The organism is Paenibacillus sp. FSL R5-0713, assembly GCF_037973325.1.
Classification (GTDB): Bacteria; Bacillota; Bacilli; order Paenibacillales; family Paenibacillaceae; genus Paenibacillus.
Map to the genome: position 1 here is coordinate 1,522,298 of NZ_CP150229.1, position 18,767 is coordinate 1,541,064.

Annotated in this window: 14 protein-coding genes; 12 read left to right on the top strand and 2 right to left on the bottom strand. The window is 45.6% G+C overall.

Annotated elements, in window-relative coordinates; translation table 11 throughout:
- The first annotated feature begins 98 nt into the window (after nucleotides 1-98).
- The 5 genes from MKZ12_RS06655 (at nucleotide 99) to MKZ12_RS06675 (ending at nucleotide 3,186) form a co-directional block, all read left to right on the top strand.
- A complete protein-coding gene (locus tag MKZ12_RS06655) occupies nucleotides 99-1,034 on the top strand; it encodes a helix-turn-helix domain-containing protein (RefSeq protein WP_339259455.1) in 936 nt (311 codons plus the stop codon).
- A 31-nt stretch (nucleotides 1,035-1,065) separates the two neighbouring features.
- On the top strand, nucleotides 1,066-1,554 hold the full coding sequence (locus tag MKZ12_RS06660) for a DinB family protein (protein WP_339259457.1): 489 nt from the start codon (nucleotides 1,066-1,068) through the stop codon (nucleotides 1,552-1,554).
- A 187-nt stretch (nucleotides 1,555-1,741) separates the two neighbouring features.
- Nucleotides 1,742-2,029, top strand: a complete 288-nt coding sequence (locus MKZ12_RS06665; RefSeq protein WP_339240332.1) for a hypothetical protein — start codon at nucleotides 1,742-1,744, stop codon at nucleotides 2,027-2,029.
- Nucleotides 2,030-2,183: 154 nt separating this feature from the next.
- Nucleotides 2,184-2,540 carry a DUF3021 family protein gene (locus MKZ12_RS06670; protein WP_339242952.1) on the top strand — a complete coding sequence of 119 codons (357 nt, stop codon included), beginning with the start codon at nucleotides 2,184-2,186 and terminating at the stop codon, nucleotides 2,538-2,540.
- A gap of 127 nt (nucleotides 2,541-2,667) precedes the next feature.
- Nucleotides 2,668-3,186 (top strand): GNAT family N-acetyltransferase, encoded by a 519-nt coding sequence (locus tag MKZ12_RS06675; RefSeq protein ID WP_339259458.1) that lies wholly within the window; start codon nucleotides 2,668-2,670, stop codon nucleotides 3,184-3,186.
- A gap of 35 nt (nucleotides 3,187-3,221) precedes the next feature.
- On the opposite strand, the gene MKZ12_RS06680 is transcribed toward MKZ12_RS06675, so the two are convergent.
- Nucleotides 3,222-4,466, bottom strand: coding sequence for a hypothetical protein (locus tag MKZ12_RS06680; RefSeq protein ID WP_339259460.1), 1,245 nt, complete (start codon nucleotides 4,464-4,466; stop codon nucleotides 3,222-3,224).
- Nucleotides 4,467-4,480: 14 nt separating this feature from the next.
- Complete coding sequence (locus tag MKZ12_RS06685; RefSeq protein ID WP_339259462.1) at nucleotides 4,481-4,831, bottom strand: hypothetical protein; 351 nt, start codon at nucleotides 4,829-4,831, stop codon at nucleotides 4,481-4,483.
- A 437-nt stretch (nucleotides 4,832-5,268) separates the two neighbouring features.
- Between MKZ12_RS06685 and rhaD the strand changes: the two genes are divergently transcribed.
- The 7 genes from rhaD to MKZ12_RS06720 all read left to right on the top strand — a co-directional run bounded on the left by rhaD (nucleotide 5,269) and on the right by MKZ12_RS06720 (nucleotide 18,490).
- Nucleotides 5,269-6,114: a rhamnulose-1-phosphate aldolase gene (rhaD, locus tag MKZ12_RS06690; RefSeq protein WP_339259463.1), complete on the top strand. Its 846-nt coding sequence runs from the start codon at nucleotides 5,269-5,271 to the stop codon at nucleotides 6,112-6,114.
- Between the two features lie 326 nt (nucleotides 6,115-6,440).
- Complete coding sequence (locus MKZ12_RS06695) at nucleotides 6,441-8,258, top strand: APC family permease (RefSeq protein WP_339240338.1); 1,818 nt, start codon at nucleotides 6,441-6,443, stop codon at nucleotides 8,256-8,258.
- Between the two features lie 344 nt (nucleotides 8,259-8,602).
- The gene (locus tag MKZ12_RS06700) at nucleotides 8,603-9,565 is read left to right on the top strand and encodes a sugar ABC transporter permease (RefSeq protein WP_339259465.1); all 963 of its coding nucleotides are present in this window, start codon (nucleotides 8,603-8,605) and stop codon (nucleotides 9,563-9,565) included.
- Nucleotides 9,562-10,383: a carbohydrate ABC transporter permease gene (locus MKZ12_RS06705; RefSeq protein ID WP_339259467.1), complete on the top strand. Its 822-nt coding sequence runs from the start codon at nucleotides 9,562-9,564 to the stop codon at nucleotides 10,381-10,383. Before MKZ12_RS06700 ends, MKZ12_RS06705 begins: the two co-directional genes overlap by 4 nt.
- A gap of 388 nt (nucleotides 10,384-10,771) precedes the next feature.
- Nucleotides 10,772-12,130: an ABC transporter substrate-binding protein gene (locus MKZ12_RS06710; protein ID WP_339259468.1), complete on the top strand. Its 1,359-nt coding sequence runs from the start codon at nucleotides 10,772-10,774 to the stop codon at nucleotides 12,128-12,130.
- A gap of 432 nt (nucleotides 12,131-12,562) precedes the next feature.
- On the top strand, nucleotides 12,563-18,139 hold the full coding sequence (locus MKZ12_RS06715; protein WP_339259470.1) for a 5'-nucleotidase C-terminal domain-containing protein: 5,577 nt from the start codon (nucleotides 12,563-12,565) through the stop codon (nucleotides 18,137-18,139).
- A 132-nt stretch (nucleotides 18,140-18,271) separates the two neighbouring features.
- A complete protein-coding gene (locus MKZ12_RS06720) occupies nucleotides 18,272-18,490 on the top strand; it encodes an immunity 17 family protein (protein ID WP_339240345.1) in 219 nt (72 codons plus the stop codon).
- The last annotated feature ends 277 nt before the right edge of the window (nucleotides 18,491-18,767 follow it).

The window sequence follows — 18,767 nt, forward strand, 5'->3', positions numbered from 1 at the left end:
CCTCCGGTAGGGCACTTTTTTTCTTCATTTGTGCGGTTGATGGTATGATAGATGAATACATAATGTGTAACCAACTCTAGTGATCGGAGGATTGCATAGTGGATCACAGCTTGCACCCGTTGTTTAAGCCGATTCAGATGAATGGAACGTATTCGAACAGTTATTATGTTGAGAAAATACCCGCCACCGGCTTAATGGCATATGTGGCCTGTTATTGGGAATCAGGATCTCTTTCAAGCACACGCAGGGATGTTGCTAAGGGAGCAGGTCGAGATCAGTCGGTGATATCTGTACCTGCCCGAGTATTGCCTGATGGTTGCACGGACATGCTGATTACATATGATCCCGTCCGTTCAAAGTACGCCTATGCATATTGTGGCAATTATACACAACCATTCACTATACCTGAGCCATCTGATGATGGTCCTCCTGCTGGAGATTATACTTTTGGTGTCCGGTTCTTCCCAGGTGGAGCGCATGTCTTCCATGGCATGCCTCTGGAGTGGTTTACGGATAAGCGAGTTGCCCTACAGGAATGTTGGCCGGAGGGGCTGAACGAGCTTCAGGAACGGATGGCTGAAACGAATAGTTTTGCAGAACGGGTAGAGGTCATGAACGCATATTTGAATCCGTTGTCCGTGCAGACCAACACAGCTGAGAACGATCTGATGAAAAACGTGTTGCACCGTATTTTTATAGATGGGGGACGTATGAGTGTCCAGGAGCTGGCAATGCGTGAAGTGATCAGTGAACGGCAGTTGCATCGCAGATTCTCGGAATGGGTCGGAATCAGCCCCAAGCGATTAAGCGAGGTGGTTCGTTTTCATCGTGTACTGAGCGATATTCATCAGGGGAACACGGCAGACTGGGCCATGCTTGCCCAGAATCATGGTTTTTTTGACCAAGCCCATCTGATTCGGCAATTTCGCAAGTTTTATGGAGAGACTCCGTTGACGGCAGCCAGAGAGCATGGCAGGATGTTGTCCGATTTGTACAATAGATCTGTAGAGTCTTCAGTTATACTAAGATCATGAGTGAGAATAAAAGATAAGGGAGACATCATATATGAATGGAACATTGCAGATTCGGGATCATTTGTTAACTGAACTGGAAACAGGCGTACGGACAGGGGCTTCGTTAATTCGATTGATCCGTCCGGAGGATTGGTCGTATCGTCCACAGGAGAATATGCGTTCATTGGTGGAGCTTGTACATCATTTTATCCAGATTACCGCATCGGACCTTGCCATCATGCAGGAAAAAGGTGAAGCTGAGGTTGGACTGGTAGAGAATAGCCTGTCGGGGACTCAGGATATCGAGAAGCTTGAAGCAACATTGTGGAGTAATTTCGAATCCTACAAAGCCTATATCACGGGATTAAGTAAAGAAGATTATCTGAACCGCTCTACCAAAGCTTTCTATATGGAACATGGTCACTTGCAGGCACAATGGCAGATTGAAACGTTAACGCATGTATTCCATCACCGCTCGCAGCTCTATAATTATCTGAAGCAGCAGGGCCATGAATTAAATTTCTTCATGCTGTATGCGTAGTTAAATCTGTAATATTAAAGTAAGAGTAGTTGGCTCCATCGGACGTTCCGGTGGGGCTTTTTGCGTACAGTGGTCTATTAATCTATGAAGTCTATCAAAAATGGACACTATGACAAGGGTATTCACCGTTGCTTTAATAGATTTCAAACATAGAATAACGTATCAAAGCAAAAGGAGGTGATTTCAAATGGCCATCCTTTTACCGCAACAGATTTACAATCTGGATCCAAGTGTGGGCAAGTCGTACTACGAAGATCTGACTGGAGGAACCAATGCGAGTATTACGGTTAATAACTTTGGTCCGTTCGCAGTTGACCTGGTTGTTACTCGTGTGAATGCACCGGTAATCACGTATTTGATCCCTGCTGGCAACAGCCTTACACTGTCTGTAGATTTGCTGCTCGTCGCTGCGTTATTGACCAGTGCAGCTGGTGCATCTACGGGTACGATTCAAATTGCAACATCTGATTTCTAATGATGTAATGTACTTGTTGAACCTCTGTCGGACATCTTGTCGACAGGGTTTTTCTTTTTTTTGGTGAATAAACATAGATTTAAAGTAATATGGACTATATAAGTTCAAATAATGAACTAATTTTTCTTCAAGAAAGAAGGTTAGAATCTTGGTTATGAAAGCACTCTTAAGAGGTGGAATACCATTCGTCATTATGAGCGTTATTGCTCTATTACTTTATTCTCAAGGGAAGTTTTCTGATGCTAAAGGTACATTTGTTGCAAGCCTAATCGCTCTTTTTATCGGTGCTGCATCCGTTATCTATAACATAGAACATTGGAGTTTGACTAAACAAAGCGCTGTTCATTTTATGGTGATGGTTGTAACAATTTATCCTATCCTTATATTAAGTGGCTGGTTTACGATTACATCTGTAGCCGATGCATTTATAATTTTTTTGATTTTTATTTTTGTTGGGCTCATTCTATGGTCTGCACTGTTTGCGTTAGCCAAAATTTTTTCTTGGTCATAATAAATACGTATTACCTTTAAACTTTAGTAGTGCTTTATACAGGTTTGTTTACTTTGGCAGTTATTCGATTAATTTAAGGTATAGACGGCACACAGTCTTGTGTTGGCATACAGGAGGTTAGTCGATAATGAACAGAACCATTTTATTTGAAACCGAACGGCTGGAGTGTGCGACGTGGAACGAAGGGGATCGTGCACTGGCATTTGCGCTTTGGGGTGATCATGAGGTTGCCAAATGGATTAGCAGCAATGGATCATTGAGTGAGGATGAAGTAGAAGCGAGATTAACACAGGAGATTCAAAGGCAACAGGAAGCGGGGGTGCAGTATTGGCCTTTCTTTGAGAAAGAGTCGGAGGTGTTTGTTGGTTGCTGCGGTCTGCGTCCGTATTCGCCAGAAGAGGATATCTATGAACTGGGATTTCATCTAACCCGGGATCACTGGGGGAAAGGGTATGCGCAGGAAGCTGCACAGGCGGTGATTAATTATGCGTTTGACGAAAAGAACGTGAAGGCACTGTTTGCCGGACATCATCCGGATAATGAAGTGTCACGTCATATCTTGATCAAGCTGGGATTCGAATATACAGGTGATGAACGCTATGAACCCACCGGAAATATGCATCCATCATATATGCTGCGAAAATAAGAAACCCCTGACCAATGGAGGACAGGGATGGTTTGTTAGGCGATGCTGAATAATACGGTTTTGGTTCCCACAAGTGTAGAGCCGCTGTTCACAAAATAATAGTTGGAGGCGGTATCCAGTGTTAAAGGTCCTGTCCAGGTAATCGTCCCAAATTGACTGCTGAATATGCCTGTTGGCGGGACGTCACTCAAGGCGAGTGTAACTGTCACATTGCCATTAATTGTGGAATTGGTAATGTGAGAGTATCCTCTAACGTTAATGGTACTGTCTGACACACTATCTACCATACGTTGAATATTCAAACCGGTATGGACCATGGTGTTGATGCGACTGTGATACAGGTACGTGTTCAGATTGCCCATATGACCGGATTGTACGATATTACCCACGACTCTGGCATTGAGCAGTTGAAACTCAATGGTTGTGAACGGGTCAACCGGAGCAACGTTCTGGAAAATGACATCACCGCTTATAATGGCCCCGTCAGTATAGTTGGTGTGTGTGCTGACGGACGTGCCGTCATTAAACGTTCCTATGACCGTAACAGGACGAGCATCAAATGCAGGTCCTTGAACCAGATAGACATCTTCCGCAGCCTGGCTCGTTTGGATCGTGACGTTGCGGGGGATGGAAGAAGCAAAGTTGGCCAGATCAGAGTTGCCCAGTTGCCATGGACCTAGACCCAGAAGCTGCACATGCCTTGCTGGTGGAATGACAATATCCTCATTGAAGGATGAATTGCCAGCAATGAGAATAATTAGACGGGCTCTCATGCCAAAAGTAACCGCAAGTGGACTATTTGTCGCTGCATCAATAGCTGCCTGGAGAGAATTAAAGGGATCAAAAGGTGATCCGGTGCCCGGTCCTGGAGCACTCGAATCAGCCCAGTAGATCGTCTGTCCCCACTCGAAGTTGGGAGTTCCGCCTTCAGCACCAAGTAACTCAGAAGTTACCAGTCGGTGGGCAGCGACCAATTGTCCAGTGTTATTTTTACCCCACATGGAGATTTCCGTTGAGCTTTCTGCCAAGCCGCTGGTAGTGAAAACAAACTCAAAGCCATTCAGGTTGGCATAGTAGTTCCGGGTGGCAACTGTATTGGGGCCAACTGTTATAGATTCCAATACATATAACGTCCGTGTTCCGTCCAGGACATATCCTTCGATAAGAACATTTGAGGAGTTAACTGGATCGGCATTATCAATTTTGATCGTTACTGTCTGGGTGGCCCTTTGTCCAGTAAATACAGTGTTGTCAATTGGACCAGATGAGATTGTAGCCATTATAATTCCCCCTTTTATGGAGATAGTTCTTTTGAAACAATGCGTTGTGCGGTAACGATTTGCCCAGTGTTGTTTTTGCCCCATACTGAAATTTCGGTTAGCGCAGCCGCACCTCCACCCGTGGTAAATACATATTCGTATCCATCCAGGTTGGCGTAATAGGTTTGGGAAAAGACTTGTCCGGGATTCAGATTGACCGATTGTTGAACATACAATGTCCGCGTTCCATTAAGAGAATAACCTTCAATGAGTATATTGGACGTATTAATGGAATCAGTGTTGACCATTTTGATGGTGACTTGTTGCGTAGGCCTGCTGCCACCAGAGAGGTTATTCTCGATTGGGCCGGTAGAAAGAACTGCCATAGGTTCATCTCCTTTTTTATGAATGTCTTTTCCTGAGAAAAGCTAGAATAGCATATGCTAGAATAGACAAAATAGTTTGGACTGAGAGACATATGTACTGAAAGTAAAGAAGATACTGAACCCCTGTCTCAAGAGAGGATGTATGTTTTCATGCTTTTTTTATTTCGCTTTCAGCTTCTATTAAGGTAGCGGAGGTATGATAGCTCTTGTAAACCCCTTCTCGTGTTAAATAGATGTGTGACTGACCCCGCCGGGCGCCGGTGGGGTATTTTTTTGTTTTATTTTCAAATAAACAAAACTAAACAAAAATAAATAAAAGATTATTTCTTTGTTTGTTATTGACTATCAAAGATAAACAAAGGTATAATGAATGTGAAAAAAGGAACTTACTATGTACGTGGCAAGCATATGATTTTTAATATAAGGAGAGATTGATCATGAACGTGACCCTTACCAACGTCAACACACAGGCTGCAGGTTTCGATATTCCATTTGTTCGAGAGATGGCGGAGATTACACAACATATGTGGAAGAATGGCTGGGATGAGCGCAATGGAGGCAATGTCAGCTATCTGCTGGAGGAAGAGGAAGTAGCACCATATATCGATATCCATCATGTGATCCGCAAGATCAAACCAGCATTTTCGGTGCAGGAGCTGGCAGGCAAGTATTTTATCGTGACAGCATCGGGTAAATATTTCAAAAATGTACTCGCTGATCCGGAGAGTAATCTAGGGTTGCTGCGTGTATCGCAAGATGGACATGAGCTGGAAGTGCTCTGGGGATTGAAGTCGGGGGCGAATCCAACCAGTGAATTACCTACGCATTTCATGAGCCATATTGAACGTTTGAAATTGGACCCGAACCATCGGGTGGTCATGCACAACCATGCCACTCATGTATTAGCCATGACGTTTATCCACGAATTGGATGAGGCCAAATTTACGAAGACTCTCTGGCAGATGTGCACCGAGTGTGTAGTTGTATTCCCGGATGGCATTGGCATTATTCCATGGATGATTCCTGGATCGAACGAGATAGGCCGCGAAACGGCGGAGAAAATGAAAGAATACCACGCGGTCATCTGGCCGCAACATGGCATCTTTGGAACAGGTACAACGATTGACGAGGCTTTTGGTCTGATTGAGACGATTGAGAAGGCAGCCCAAGTGTATATGCTGGTTGCTGGTCACGAGATTCGGCAGAGAATTACGGATGAACAACTGATCACCCTGGCGCAAGCGTTTGGTGTCACTCCTCGTCCCGGCATTCTCGGCAGCTAAATATAAGCTGAATAAAGAAGCTGCACAGGTCTGGACAAGGCAGATGCAGGGAAATTACATTGCTGTACAGTCAACGTATAGATCAAGGAAGTGGTCTTTGGTTCATTGAACCGAAGGTCATTTCCTTTTTTTTGACGAACAAACGTCATTTTGGTTCAAAAAAGTTCAAATTGCTGAACAAGAATGGCTTTGTTATCGATTATTGAATCGTAGAATGCATTATCACGCGCTGGCGAAATTCGGGTGAAATGACGTATTGTCAATGGCTCTGCGATTTTGCATAATAACAATGCTTCACAGATGAGAGATGGAAGGAAGTTATGATCATGCTTGGCAAAATGAAGAGAATCTTAATAGGCAAGCCAATGAAATCGGCTGAACTGGATGGAGAAAAATTGGGGAAATGGAAGGCGCTCGCCATCCTGTCCTCGGATGCCCTATCGTCCGTTGCCTACGGTACGGAACAGATTTTGCTGGTGCTCGTTGCGGCCGGATTCGCCGCCCTGTGGTACTCTGTTCCAATTTCCATCGCCGTGCTGGGATTACTCGTCATTTTAATTTTTTCCTATCGCCAGACGATATTTGCTTATCCAACAGGGGGCGGCGCTTATATCGTAGCCAAGGATAACCTGGGTACAACATCCAGTCTGATTGCCGGAGGATCTCTGCTGGTCGATTATATTTTGACCGTTGCGGTAAGTTCGTCCGCAGGCACGGATGCGATTACATCGGCTTTTCCTATGCTGCATGACTACAGTGTTGTGATTGCACTCATTATGATTGTTTTTCTAACCATTATGAATCTGCGGGGAGTGACGGAGTCGGCGTCTGTGCTGGCGATCCCCATCTATCTGTTTATCTTTTCGATTGCAATTCTGATTATCTCGGGTGGAATCAAATTTCTTGCCGGGGGCATGGAAGCAGCTGCACCAGAATTCGGAACAAGTCTATCCCATGTGAGTATGTTTCTGTTATTGAAAGCATTCAGCTCCGGATGTTCGGCCTTGACTGGCGTGGAAGCGGTAAGTAACGCGATCCCGAACTTCAAGCAGCCAGCCGAGAAAAATGCCGCGGGTACATTACTGCTTATGGGTTGTATATTAGGAGCCATGTTCATCGGTATCACCTTACTCGCTTATGGGTACGGAGTGAAGCCTGATCCCAAAGCAACGGTCATTTCCCAGATTGCTGAAGCGACGTTTGGCAGGGGCACGATGTATTTTATCATTCAGGGTGTAACAGCATTGATCCTGTTCCTGGCTGCCAACACAGCATATTCGGCTTTTCCGCTGCTATCCTTCATGATGGCAAAAGATAAATTCATGCCACATGCATTTATGGTCAGAGGAGACCGCCTTGGTTTCTCGAACGGAATCATTTTTCTTAGTGTGATGTCTGCCTTACTGGTGGTTGGGTTCAAAGGAAATACGGAAAGCCTGATTCCGCTCTATGCGGTAGGGGTGTTCATTCCATTTACCCTGTCACAACTCGGTATGATGATTCGTTGGATCAAAGTCAAACCATCTGGCTGGCAGATGAAACTGCTCGTGAATACGATCGGTATGCTGACTACATTATCGATCACCCTGATCTTTATTTTCACCAAGTTCACGCAGACATGGGTCATTTTTATCTTTTTGCCGGTTGTTGTCTATGTGTTCATGCGTATTCACCGTCACTATTGCAACATTGCCGATGAGCTACGAATTGACATTCAGGTGGAAAAACCAGCCCACAAAGGCAATACCATCATCATTCCCGTTGCTGGCATTACCCGGGTCGTCATGAATACGATCAGTTATGCGCAGACGATGTCGGATCACGTGGTCGCGCTGTACATTGGATTCGATGATGAGGCGATACGCAAGATGGAGCAGAAGTGGGAAGAGTGGAATCCCGGTGTTCGTCTGGTCGTGATCAAATCGAGATACCGCAGTATTATGGGGCCGCTGAAGAAATTCATTGATACCGTGGAGTGGAAAACGGCCGAGACCGATCACATCACCGTATTGATTCCGCAATTCATCACCAAGCATTGGTGGCAAAATGTACTGCATAACCAGACCAGCTTCATGATCCGGGCCTATCTGATCAATTACAAAGACGTGATTGTCACCACGGTGCCCTATCATCTGAATCGTTAACTTGAACAGCTCATCGCTTCATCCCGTTTGAAAGATTTACAGATTATTGTAAAATGAGTCACGTTCTTTAATAGGTATACGTTCATATTCCATTAACACATCGAACCGCAAGGATATCTCCAAAAAGGGGAGTACTTGCGGTTTTTTTGTCGTGTAATCCGGTCTGGATACCGCTTTCGGAAGGATGCACATTTGCGTAAAGTCCCTTGTCCATGATTAACGTTACGTTGATTCAGAATGAATTTTGCTGTGACATTCGACTCTTACACTAGATAACGTGGTGCTGAAGTGGATGTAACCTTTCACACACACTGAATGCGTGAAACAAGGGGGAAGAAAATCCGATGAGTGAGCTTGATAACCGGATCAGCTTGCCCGCGGCCAAACGGCGTGTATCAGGTACGAGTGAGCGCCGGGCAACCGCGCTGCGTGTGCAGCGAATGCGGGAGAATCTGCTGGCCTATGGTTTCCTGGCACCATCGCTGCTTTTGTTTGCAGTGTTTCTGTTTTACCCGATGTTTAAGTCCGTGTACCTTAGTCTGCATTCCACAGATCCGACGGGGCAGATTGCAGCTTATGTAGGAATGGATAACTTCAAGGCGGTGTTCCAATCGGGGCTGTTTATGCAAGGCATGAAAGTGACATTACTATTTGTCCTGTTTACAGTACCTACGGGTATGCTGGCCGCTCTGATTCTGGCTGCACTGACTCACAACCGTTTCAAGGGTATGCGTGTATTCCAATTTGTGTTCTCTCTGCCCGTGGTATTATCCGTCGGTTCGTCAGCGGTCATCTGGAAGTTTCTATTCCATCCGACCCTGGGCATGCTGAATTATCTGCTTGGCAAAGTAGGCATTGACCCAATCCCCTGGCTTACCAGCCCGGACTGGGCACTGATTTCGATCTCCATCATGACCATCTGGATGAACCTCGGATTTAACTACATTATTCTATCCAGTGGTTTGGCAGGCATACCGGATGAGATCTACGAGAGCGCCAAGATTGATGGTGCAGGAGCAATGCTTACGTTTCGTAAAATCTCGATGCCGCTACTGTCACCAACGTTATTTTTTGTTACGGTCGTATCGATCATTGGCGCTTTTCAATCGTTCGGTCAGATCAACATTCTAACCCGGGGTGGCCCGATGGACAGTACGAATGTGTTTGTCTATTCCATCTATCAGGAAGCCTTCGTTAATTTCCGCTTTGGTACAGGTAGTGCACAGGCACTGATCCTGTTCGTGGTAATTATGCTGCTGACCCTGATCCAGTTCAAATGGGTAGAAAGGAAAGTGCATTACCAATGAGTGCGAGATGGACAAAAACGCTGTTGTACGGAGCACTGACCATTTGTGCGGCACTGGTACTGTATCCGGTGATGTATACCTTTTTCATGGCTGTCATGACGCCAGAAGATGCGAGCGCTTATCCGCCGCATATTATTCCAAATTCCATCGATCTGTCCAACTTTAGCGAAGTATTCGATATTGTTCCGATCGGTCGATTTATCGGCAATACCTTCCTTGTCGCAGGACTGACGACACTTGGTCAATTGATTACAGCGAGTATGGCCGCCTATGCTTTTGCGAAAATGCAGTTCAAAGGCAAAAATGTCATCTTCAGCATGTTTGTCGCAACGATGATGATTCCATGGGAAGTGACGATGATCCCGAATTACCTCACGGTTCGCAGCTGGGGCTGGCTGGATAGTTACCAGGGGCTTACGGTGCCATTTCTGGCGACAGCGTTTGGTACATTCCTGCTCAGACAGTTCTTCATGCAGCTGCCCAAGGAGTTGTTTGAGGCAGCTAGGATCGACGGTTGTGGTCATATTCGTTATTTCATATCGCATGTTCTGCCTTTGTCCCGACCGGCACTTGGAACACTGGCAATCTATTCATTCTTAAGCATGTACAATTCATATCTCTGGCCGCTGCTGGTGACCAATACACCGGAGATGAGAACCGCACAGATCGGGATCTCGATGCTGGAGTTCCAGGAATCCACAGCGTGGAATCTGGTATTTGCCGGAACCGCAATGGTGATTCTACCATCCGTACTACTCCTGATCTTCGGCTTGAAACAGCTTGTCCGCGGAATGGCCGCAGGCGCGTTGAAGGGGTAAGGAGATAGTATTTCACAAGTATTCAAGTGAATGGAATATCTGAAGGTTTTGATCTTAAGTTTTTAATCTAAAGGTTCCGTATTAAAGATTTTGATTTAAACCTTGTATCTTCGTACAAGGTCTTAAGGGTTGGATACCAGGAGCGAATAAATGAGGCTCGCATTTTCAATAAGTCTCTTGAAGAGCTGCAAAAGTAGTGAAGGAGAAGAATCGATTCTGAAGAAGCGAAGCGTTCGCCTTTATCACCGGATTTTCCCCTTTGAGAGGGGGAATGAAAAAAATCCGGGGATAACAGCGATCAAAAGAACGATTCATATCCGGAACGGCCATCTTGCAGCACCTATGCACTTATGATTGCGCGAGCCATATAAAAGGAGAGCGATTTCGGTTGAAAAAAAGAGGAACATTTGCATTAATGCTGGCAGCACTCATGTTGGTTATCTCAGCTTGCGGAACAAAAGCGGAAACAAGTAGCCCGGCGAGTGGAGCTCAAGCAGAAGCGGCTGCCGCCGAAACAACACAACTGACGTGGTGGCACTCCATGTCTGGCGCAGGGGAGAAAGCCATTAATCAGCTCGCCTCTGATTTTAACGCCAGTCATCCGGACATTCAGGTGAAGCCCATCTATCAAGGGAAGTACGATGAGAGTCTGAACAAACTTAAAGCATCCATGGGCTCGGACAGCGGTCCTGACATTATCCAGGTCTACGAGATTGGCAGCAAGTTCATGATTGATTCAGGCATGATTACGCCGGTACAACAGTTCATCGACAAGGATCAGTTCGATCTGTCCCAACTGGAACCAAACATCATCCGATATTACACGATTGATGGCATATTGAATGCCATGCCGTTTAACACATCCAACCCGATCCTGTACTACAACAAGGATATGTTCAAAGCAGCAGGTTTGGACCCGGAGAGCCCGCCGAAGACGTATGAAGAGTTTGAGCAGGCGGCGAAAGCATTGGCGAAAGACGGCAAGCCAGGTGCGTCCATGGCGATCTACGGCTGGTTCATGGAACAGTTCTTTGCAAACCAGAATGCAGATTATGTAAACAATGGTAACGGTAGAACCGAAGCAGCTACAGAGTCTCTGTTGAATTCCGAAGCAGGCGTGAAGACGCTAACGTGGTGGAAAAAGATGATCGACGAGAAAACCCTCTCCAATCTGGGGCGTAGCACAGACGATACAACAGCAGCATTTACCGCTCAGCAGATTGGTATGACTCTGGATTCCACGGCGGGCCTGCGCAAAATCGTGGAAGGTTCAGGTGGCAAGTTTGAACTGGGAACAGGCTTCCTGCCTCGTCCGTCAGATGCCAAAGAGGGTGGCGTTGTGGTTGGCGGAGCAAGCCTGTACATCATGAACAACAAATCGGAAGCGCAACAGCAAGCAGCATGGGAATTCATCAAATATTTGGCTACACCAGAGGTACAAGCGAACTGGAGCGTTGCGACAGGATATTTCCCTATTACGACAGCGGCCTACAATGAGCAAGTATTAAAGGATAATATGGCGAAGTACCCGCAATTTCAGACAGCCGTCGATCAATTGCACGCTTCCGCGGATTCGACAGCAACATCCGGGGCATTAATGGGTGTATTCCCTGAAGCGCGACAACTTGTCGAAGGAGCGATTGAAACGGTTCTGAATGGACAAGGTACACCGCAAGAAGCATTGGATGCAGCGGCCAAACAAATTACGGACAAAATTGCGCAGTATAACAGTACGGTGAAGAAATAATTGTAGACTAACTCAAAATAAAGATGCGGCGATCATTCCTGATCGTCGTGTCTTTATGATTTTATGAATTTTAACCAGTGAGACTTAAGTTGGACTTTTCTTGATGTATGGAGTCATAGGTGTTATCACAAAATGTCGAAAGAAGATATGCTTTACACTTTTTATGTTAGTTTAAGTTACGCGAATTAGTTTTTTATGCACAGTCATGGTAGATATAAGGTTCGAAAAGTCACAATTAGTACCCGTTATTAGTCCTATATGAAAGAGAACGATGTGATTTTGTTTATTTTTGTAATGTATATGTTCTATTTTCTTTCATAACGAAGAAATATTGTTTACACAGGTCGCTTATTCAGTTATCTTATATTTGAACTAATGTACAAGCTGTCTGAACAAATGATTGAAAATTCATAACATGGGGGTAGGAGAAAGATGCAAAGTAAGCAAATAAAGAGTTGGCTTCGATTATTCTTAGCTGTGGTGCTGTTGATTACCGGAGCTATACCTGCTGGCTTATTCAACAGTAAAGCCGCCGCAGCTGACGAGCCATTAACGGTTACACAGGCGCTCGCTCTTGGTTCGGATGATTCAACCGCTACAGTTGAAGGTTATGTTGTAGGGACCTACAGCAACGGTCCAAGTGTAAATTCGAATCCACCCTTTACTGTAGACACCAATTTTGCTATTGCGGATAGTCCAACCGAAAGAGATATTAGCAAAATGATGCCTGTGCAGGTACCCACATCTGTTCCTCGTAGCACGTTCGGACTACTAAGCAATCCCTCCTTGTATCAATCCAAAGTGCGTATTAACAACGGTACGTTATCTCAATATTTCACTTCTAAAGGTATACGCTCCGTTGCATCAACAACCTTTCAACTCATTGATGAGACACCCGAAACGGAAGTAGCCAATGTTACAGCTAACCCATCTTCAGGGGAAGTTCCGGCAGGAACACAGGTGGCCCTAGGAACAACTACAGTCGGTGCTGCCGTATATTACAAGTTAAATGATGAAAATGCTTTTCTTCCTTACACAGTTCCCATTACGGTAAATGATGCCATACACATTGAAGCCTATGCACATAAAGAAGGCTTGCTAGATAGTGCAATTGCTTTGTTTAATTACACCATCGTGGACAATACGCCGATCTCAATCTCTGATGCCAGAAACAAACCGGAAAACACTTCAGTTACCGTTCAGGGGATTGTCACCTATCGAGAGGAATCCGGAGGGATGGCAAATCTATACATTCAGGATGAGAATGCCGGTATCGTCATTCGGGGCACGGATTCAACTGTGGAGCCCGGTGACCGGATAGAAGCATATGGTCCGCTCACCATTTATAACGGTCTGCTCCAGATCGAGAAGGATAAAGCAGGATTTCCAGGCGGATATATCAAGATTTTAGACAAAGCACAAGAAATTCCTGAACCGCTTGTATTGACCTCCAAGGATTTTACACCTGCTGAAGGCGGAGGTAAGGGTGCGGGCGGCATTTATGAAGGAATGCTTGTCGAAGTTCATGGGGTTACAGTGACAAGAAGCAGTAGTTCCACCTTTTTTGCGACAGATGTCGATGGTGGAGAGATCACGATCTATGCCAAGAATAGCCCCACTGCACTATCAACAGGCAAAACATACGAAAAAGTGACAGGTGTCATGACTTACCACACAAGCTATGGACTGGAACTAATCCCGCGTACAGCAACAGATGTTGTCGAAAATCTGCTTTCTGTTAAAGCTAGTGTTCCGTCGGGTGGTATTGTCAAAGGGTCAACCGTGACCTTATCCTCACCAACAGCAGGAGCGGAAATTTATTATTCGGTTGATGGAACAGAACCAACCCAAACATCTACACTGTATACTGGCCCGATCACAGTAGACGAAGATACGGTTGTTAAAGCGATCGCCGTATCAGGCGGCAATACAAGTCATGTATATAGCTTTACGTACACCGTTCTTCAGGAACTGGACAACCTGAGAATTCACGATATACAAGGCGCATCTCATAACTCCCTGTATGATGGTCTGGCTGTCCAGAATGTTGAAGGTATCGTGACTCATATTGTCAATGCAAGTTCGTTCTATATGCAGGAGATCCCTGGCATGGAAGATGACGACACTAAAACATCTGAGGGTATCCTTATTTATAAATCCACTCATGGCATGGCGGTAGGCAACAAAGTCAGCGTATCCGGTCAAGTGAAGGAATATGCGACAGCAACGACCGAGCTGGCGACAACAGAAATAGTGGCTACAGCGATTACGGTGGAGGGTGAAAATCAGACACTGCCTGAACCTGTGATCCTTGGGAAGGACGGACGAATGATCCCTAACGTCATTGATTCGGATCAGTTCGGTGAGTTTAATCCGGATGTGGATGCAATCGACTTTTACGAGAGCTTGGAAGGCATGAGGGTGCAACTCGATCAAGCCACGATTGTCGGTCCGTATTCAAGTGAGCCAGGGCTGGCAGTCGTAATCGATAATGGTCCGAACAATCCGTTACGAACACCTGCAGGAGGCGTCATTCTGACAGGAGATGGTGTAGAGCCGTTTGAGAGTTCACTTAATCCGCAACGACTGTTCATCAATAAAAAACCATCCCAAGCGGTCAAAACGGGAGACAAGCTGGATGGCTCTGTGAAAGGGGTTATGACATACTCCAATGGGAACTTTAAAGTGATTCCTGAGGGTAATCTTCCGGCAATCACACCGAGTTCTCTTGCACAAGCCATAACCAATATTCAACCTACGGATGACAAATTAACGATTGCAACGTTCAATGTAGAGAATTTCAGTCAAAAGGATGCGGCTAGAGCGGTTAAAATTGGCGGTATTGTTGTAAATAATCTGAAAAATCCAGATATTATTGGCATTATGGAAGTACAAGATAATGATGGAGCAACCGACAGTGGAAACACTGCTGCGGATGCGAGCTTCCAGACTTTAATTGATGCAATTGCTGCCAAAGGTGGTCCCACGTATAAATACACAGATATCGCTCCGGAAAATAACAAGGATGGCGGAGCACCAGGTGCCAACATTCGAGTTGGGTTCCTATATAAGGAATCACGAGTGTCCTTGAAAGAAGGAATTAAAGGTAATGCGACAACAGCAATTCAGGTAGGCGCTGACGGCAGTCTCTCCAATAACCCGGGTCGTATTGCACCAGGGGATGAGGCGTTCGCCAGCTCCCGCAAACCGCTTGCCGCTGAATTCGAATTCAATGGTGAACGTGTAGTGGTGATTGCCAACCACTTCAATTCCAAAGGCGGAGACCTGAAACCGTTTGGAAGCATACAGCCTGCCACTCGAAGCAGTGAAGTTCAACGTGCGAAGCAAGCTGCGCTGGTGAATGGCTTTGTGAAAGACTTACTGGATAAAGACCCAGAGGTAAATGTTGCTGTTCTCGGTGATTTCAATGACTTCCAATTCTCAAATACCTTGAACATTGTTGAGGGTAATGAACTGGACAATTTGGTAAACGAACTGCCAGAAAACCAGCGGTACTCCTACATCTACGACGGCAACTCTCAGACGCTGGATCACATCCTGGTGAGCAAAAATCTGACTGAAACGGCAGCCATCGAAGTGGTGCATGTGAATGCAGATTTTGAGGCAGCGGATGGACGGGTGAGTGACCATGATCCACTGCTCGCACAATTAAGTATTGGAGAGCCGGTGGAAGAAGGGGACTTCAACCTGCGCGTACTGCACACGAACGATACCCATGCGCATCTGGATAACATTCCGCGCCGAGTTACGGCAATCAAGGAAGCACGCAATGATAACACGTTGGTGCTGGATGCAGGGGACGTTTTCTCAGGCACATTGTACTTCAATCTGTTTAATGGTTTGGCTGATCTGGAGTTCATGAACATGATCGGATACGATGCCATGACCTTCGGTAATCATGAGTTTGATAAAGGTCCGAGCGTACTGAAAGAATTTATTGAGAAAGCAGAATTCCCATTCGTGAGCGCCAATATTGATTATTCAAAAGATGCGAATTTGAGTGGTTTGTACAACGATAACATCGGGAATCCGGGTGAAAAAGCCGAGATCTATCCGGCGATTATTACGGAAGTGAATGGTGAGCGAGTTGGTATTTTTGGACTGACGACACCGGATACAGTATCTCTTTCTTCACCGGGAGATGACTTGAAGTTTGTAGATTATAAGGCAAGTGCACAAGCAACCGTACAGATGCTGCAAAATGAAGGTATCAATAAAATCATTGCTTTGACTCACTTAGGCTACTCAGAGGATCTGAAATTAGCTGAGTCCGTAGAAGGAATCGACATTGTGGTAGGTGGGCATTCACACACCATTCTGAAAGAACCGATTATGGTGGGCAGCCAGGATGAGCCGACATTGGTTGTACAAACTGGTGAATATGACGTGTCTCTTGGTCAATTGGATGTTACGTTTAATGAAGCAGGTATATTGAAAAAGTGGAACGGCAAATTGCTGAGTCTGGATGCAAAAGATGCTAACGACCAATTCGTCTATGCTGATGATGTGGAAGCCGCAAACAAGCTGAAAGATTATGCGCCTCAGTTGGAACAATTCAAGAAAACGGTTATCGGTAAAACGAATGTCTTCCTGGATGGAGAACGGGGCACTGTGCGGAAACAGGAAACCAATCTAGGAAACCTGATGACAGACGGCATGCTGGAAAAAGTGAAATCCATTGTAAAGGAGAATGATGTCAAAGGATACGTCGCGATCCAGAACGGCGGCGGCATTCGAGCTTCATTCCAGACAGGCGATATTACGCTGGGTAATCTCTTGACTGTGATGCCATTCGGTAATAACCTGTCTGCGTTAAAAATGACAGGTAAGGAAATCACAGCTGCGCTGGAAAATGGAGTAAGTGGTGTGGAAACAGGAGAAGGGCGCTTCCCGCAAGTGGCAGGTATGCGGTTCTACTACGATTCCACGAAACCGGGCGAAAAAATTAATGCTACGACCAACACCGTAACCCAAGTGGGTCAACGTGTGGTCAAAGTTCAGATTAAAAATGCAGATGGTACGTACTCGGATATCGATCCGAACGGGTATTATATCGTTGCTACCAATTCATTCATGGCTAACGGTGGAGACTTCTATCGTGCGATGAGAACGGCGAAAGATGATAATCGATTCTACGAATTAAATCTGGTCGATTATGAAATCTTCCATGAACATCTGGACCGTGTAGGTACAGTTGATCAAAAGACGGAAGGACGCAGTACGGATCTGAAAGGCACACCACTTCCTGGAGACGGAAATGGAAGCAATCCTGGTAATGGTGGCGGCAATAATGGCAGTAATCCGGGCAGTGGCAACAGTGGTGGAGGGTCTACAACACCTACTCAGCCGGTAACTCCAACCACACCGACTACGCCAACCAACCCTACGAACCCTACTACGCCAACCGTTCCTGGTAATGGAGGAGGTACGAATCCAACCACTCCGGTTGTAGACCTGAAAGATATCGGTAATCACTGGGCAGCAGCTGCCATTGAGCAGGCCATTTCCCGGGGAATTGTGAACGGGTATCAGGATGGTAATTTCCGTCCAAATGCACCAGCCACACGCGCCGAATTCATTGTTATGCTGGCAAGAGCATTTGAACTTCCGGCCAGCAACAAGGCATTGACGTTTAAAGATGCTGCTGGCATACCTGCGTGGGCGCAAACCTTTATTGCCCAGGCAGTGGAGCAAGGCATCATTAGCGGGTATACGGATGATACCTTCCGTTCATCGGGCAAAGTATCTCGTGTAGAAATGACGGTTATGCTTGTCAGAGCACTCGGTCTTCCGGTATCGTCCAATCCGGCATTGAGCTTTGCGGACGCAGATAAAGTACCAACCTGGGCTGTTCCATATATCGCTGCTGCTTATGATGCAGGACTGGTGAAGGGAGCAGGGCAAAATAGATTTAACCCTCTCGCTGAAGCAACACGTGCGGAAGTGGTGACCTTGTTATTGTCGGCAATTGAATTGCAAAAGCAATAAACGCATATACAGACGGTTTAGAACAGCTCGCAGGCTTCCATCTGCGAGCTGTTTTTTTACTAATTAATGCCTGTTAATTTTCACCAAGCGAAGGTATAGTAGACAGGATTATATTGAAGGAGTGTTGACGAAATGCAAGAACAACCCGTATTAATCGCACTATTTGCCATCGCGGCAGGAATTTTTAGTTTGCTCGGTGGGATCAACAATTGGGACTGGTTTATGAAGAGCTTTCGAGCAGGGATTTTTGTGAAGACCATTGGACGGCAGGGCGCAAGAGTGGTATATGGTATTCTCGGTGTTGTCATGATTGTCATTGGTGTATTACTGTTACTGATTGATAAAGTGTAGGAATAGAAAAGGAAAGAATAGAAAAGAAAAAATTTGTAGAGCCTGAGTACATAATTCAGTTATACAGCCTTTAATGTAGAAGGTAACAATTAGTACGTCTAGCTTTATGCTTGAGATTTTTGAGACTAGTTAGGGTGTGTAGATTAGTATTTTAAAATGACTTGAAGCCCAAGCCTTTATACTCTTGGGAAAGGGAGTTAATTCTCTAAGGGACTCAGGACGCCTTATTTCGCCTTCAGCTTTTCTTTTTACAAAGTAAGGAACATCAGGCACGTTA

Excerpts from the sequence above, each read along its gene's own strand:
- MKZ12_RS06675 (WP_339259458.1), top strand. The coding sequence starts at position 2,668 with ATGAACAGAACCATTTTATTTGAAACCGAACGGCTGGAGTGTGCGACG.
- MKZ12_RS06685 (WP_339259462.1), bottom strand. The coding sequence starts at position 4,831 with ATGGCAGTTCTTTCTACCGGCCCAATCGAGAATAACCTCTCTGGTGGC.
- MKZ12_RS06680 (WP_339259460.1), bottom strand. The coding sequence starts at position 4,466 with ATGGCTACAATCTCATCTGGTCCAATTGACAACACTGTATTTACTGGA.
- rhaD (WP_339259463.1), top strand. The coding sequence starts at position 5,269 with ATGAACGTGACCCTTACCAACGTCAACACACAGGCTGCAGGTTTCGAT.
- MKZ12_RS06720 (WP_339240345.1), top strand. The coding sequence starts at position 18,272 with ATGCAAGAACAACCCGTATTAATCGCACTATTTGCCATCGCGGCAGGA.
- MKZ12_RS06665 (WP_339240332.1), top strand. The coding sequence starts at position 1,742 with ATGGCCATCCTTTTACCGCAACAGATTTACAATCTGGATCCAAGTGTG.
- MKZ12_RS06705 (WP_339259467.1), top strand. The coding sequence starts at position 9,562 with ATGAGTGCGAGATGGACAAAAACGCTGTTGTACGGAGCACTGACCATT.
- MKZ12_RS06715 (WP_339259470.1), top strand. The coding sequence starts at position 12,563 with ATGCAAAGTAAGCAAATAAAGAGTTGGCTTCGATTATTCTTAGCTGTG.
- MKZ12_RS06660 (WP_339259457.1), top strand. The coding sequence starts at position 1,066 with ATGAATGGAACATTGCAGATTCGGGATCATTTGTTAACTGAACTGGAA.
- MKZ12_RS06670 (WP_339242952.1), top strand. The coding sequence starts at position 2,184 with ATGAAAGCACTCTTAAGAGGTGGAATACCATTCGTCATTATGAGCGTT.
- MKZ12_RS06695 (WP_339240338.1), top strand. The coding sequence starts at position 6,441 with ATGCTTGGCAAAATGAAGAGAATCTTAATAGGCAAGCCAATGAAATCG.
- MKZ12_RS06700 (WP_339259465.1), top strand. The coding sequence starts at position 8,603 with ATGAGTGAGCTTGATAACCGGATCAGCTTGCCCGCGGCCAAACGGCGT.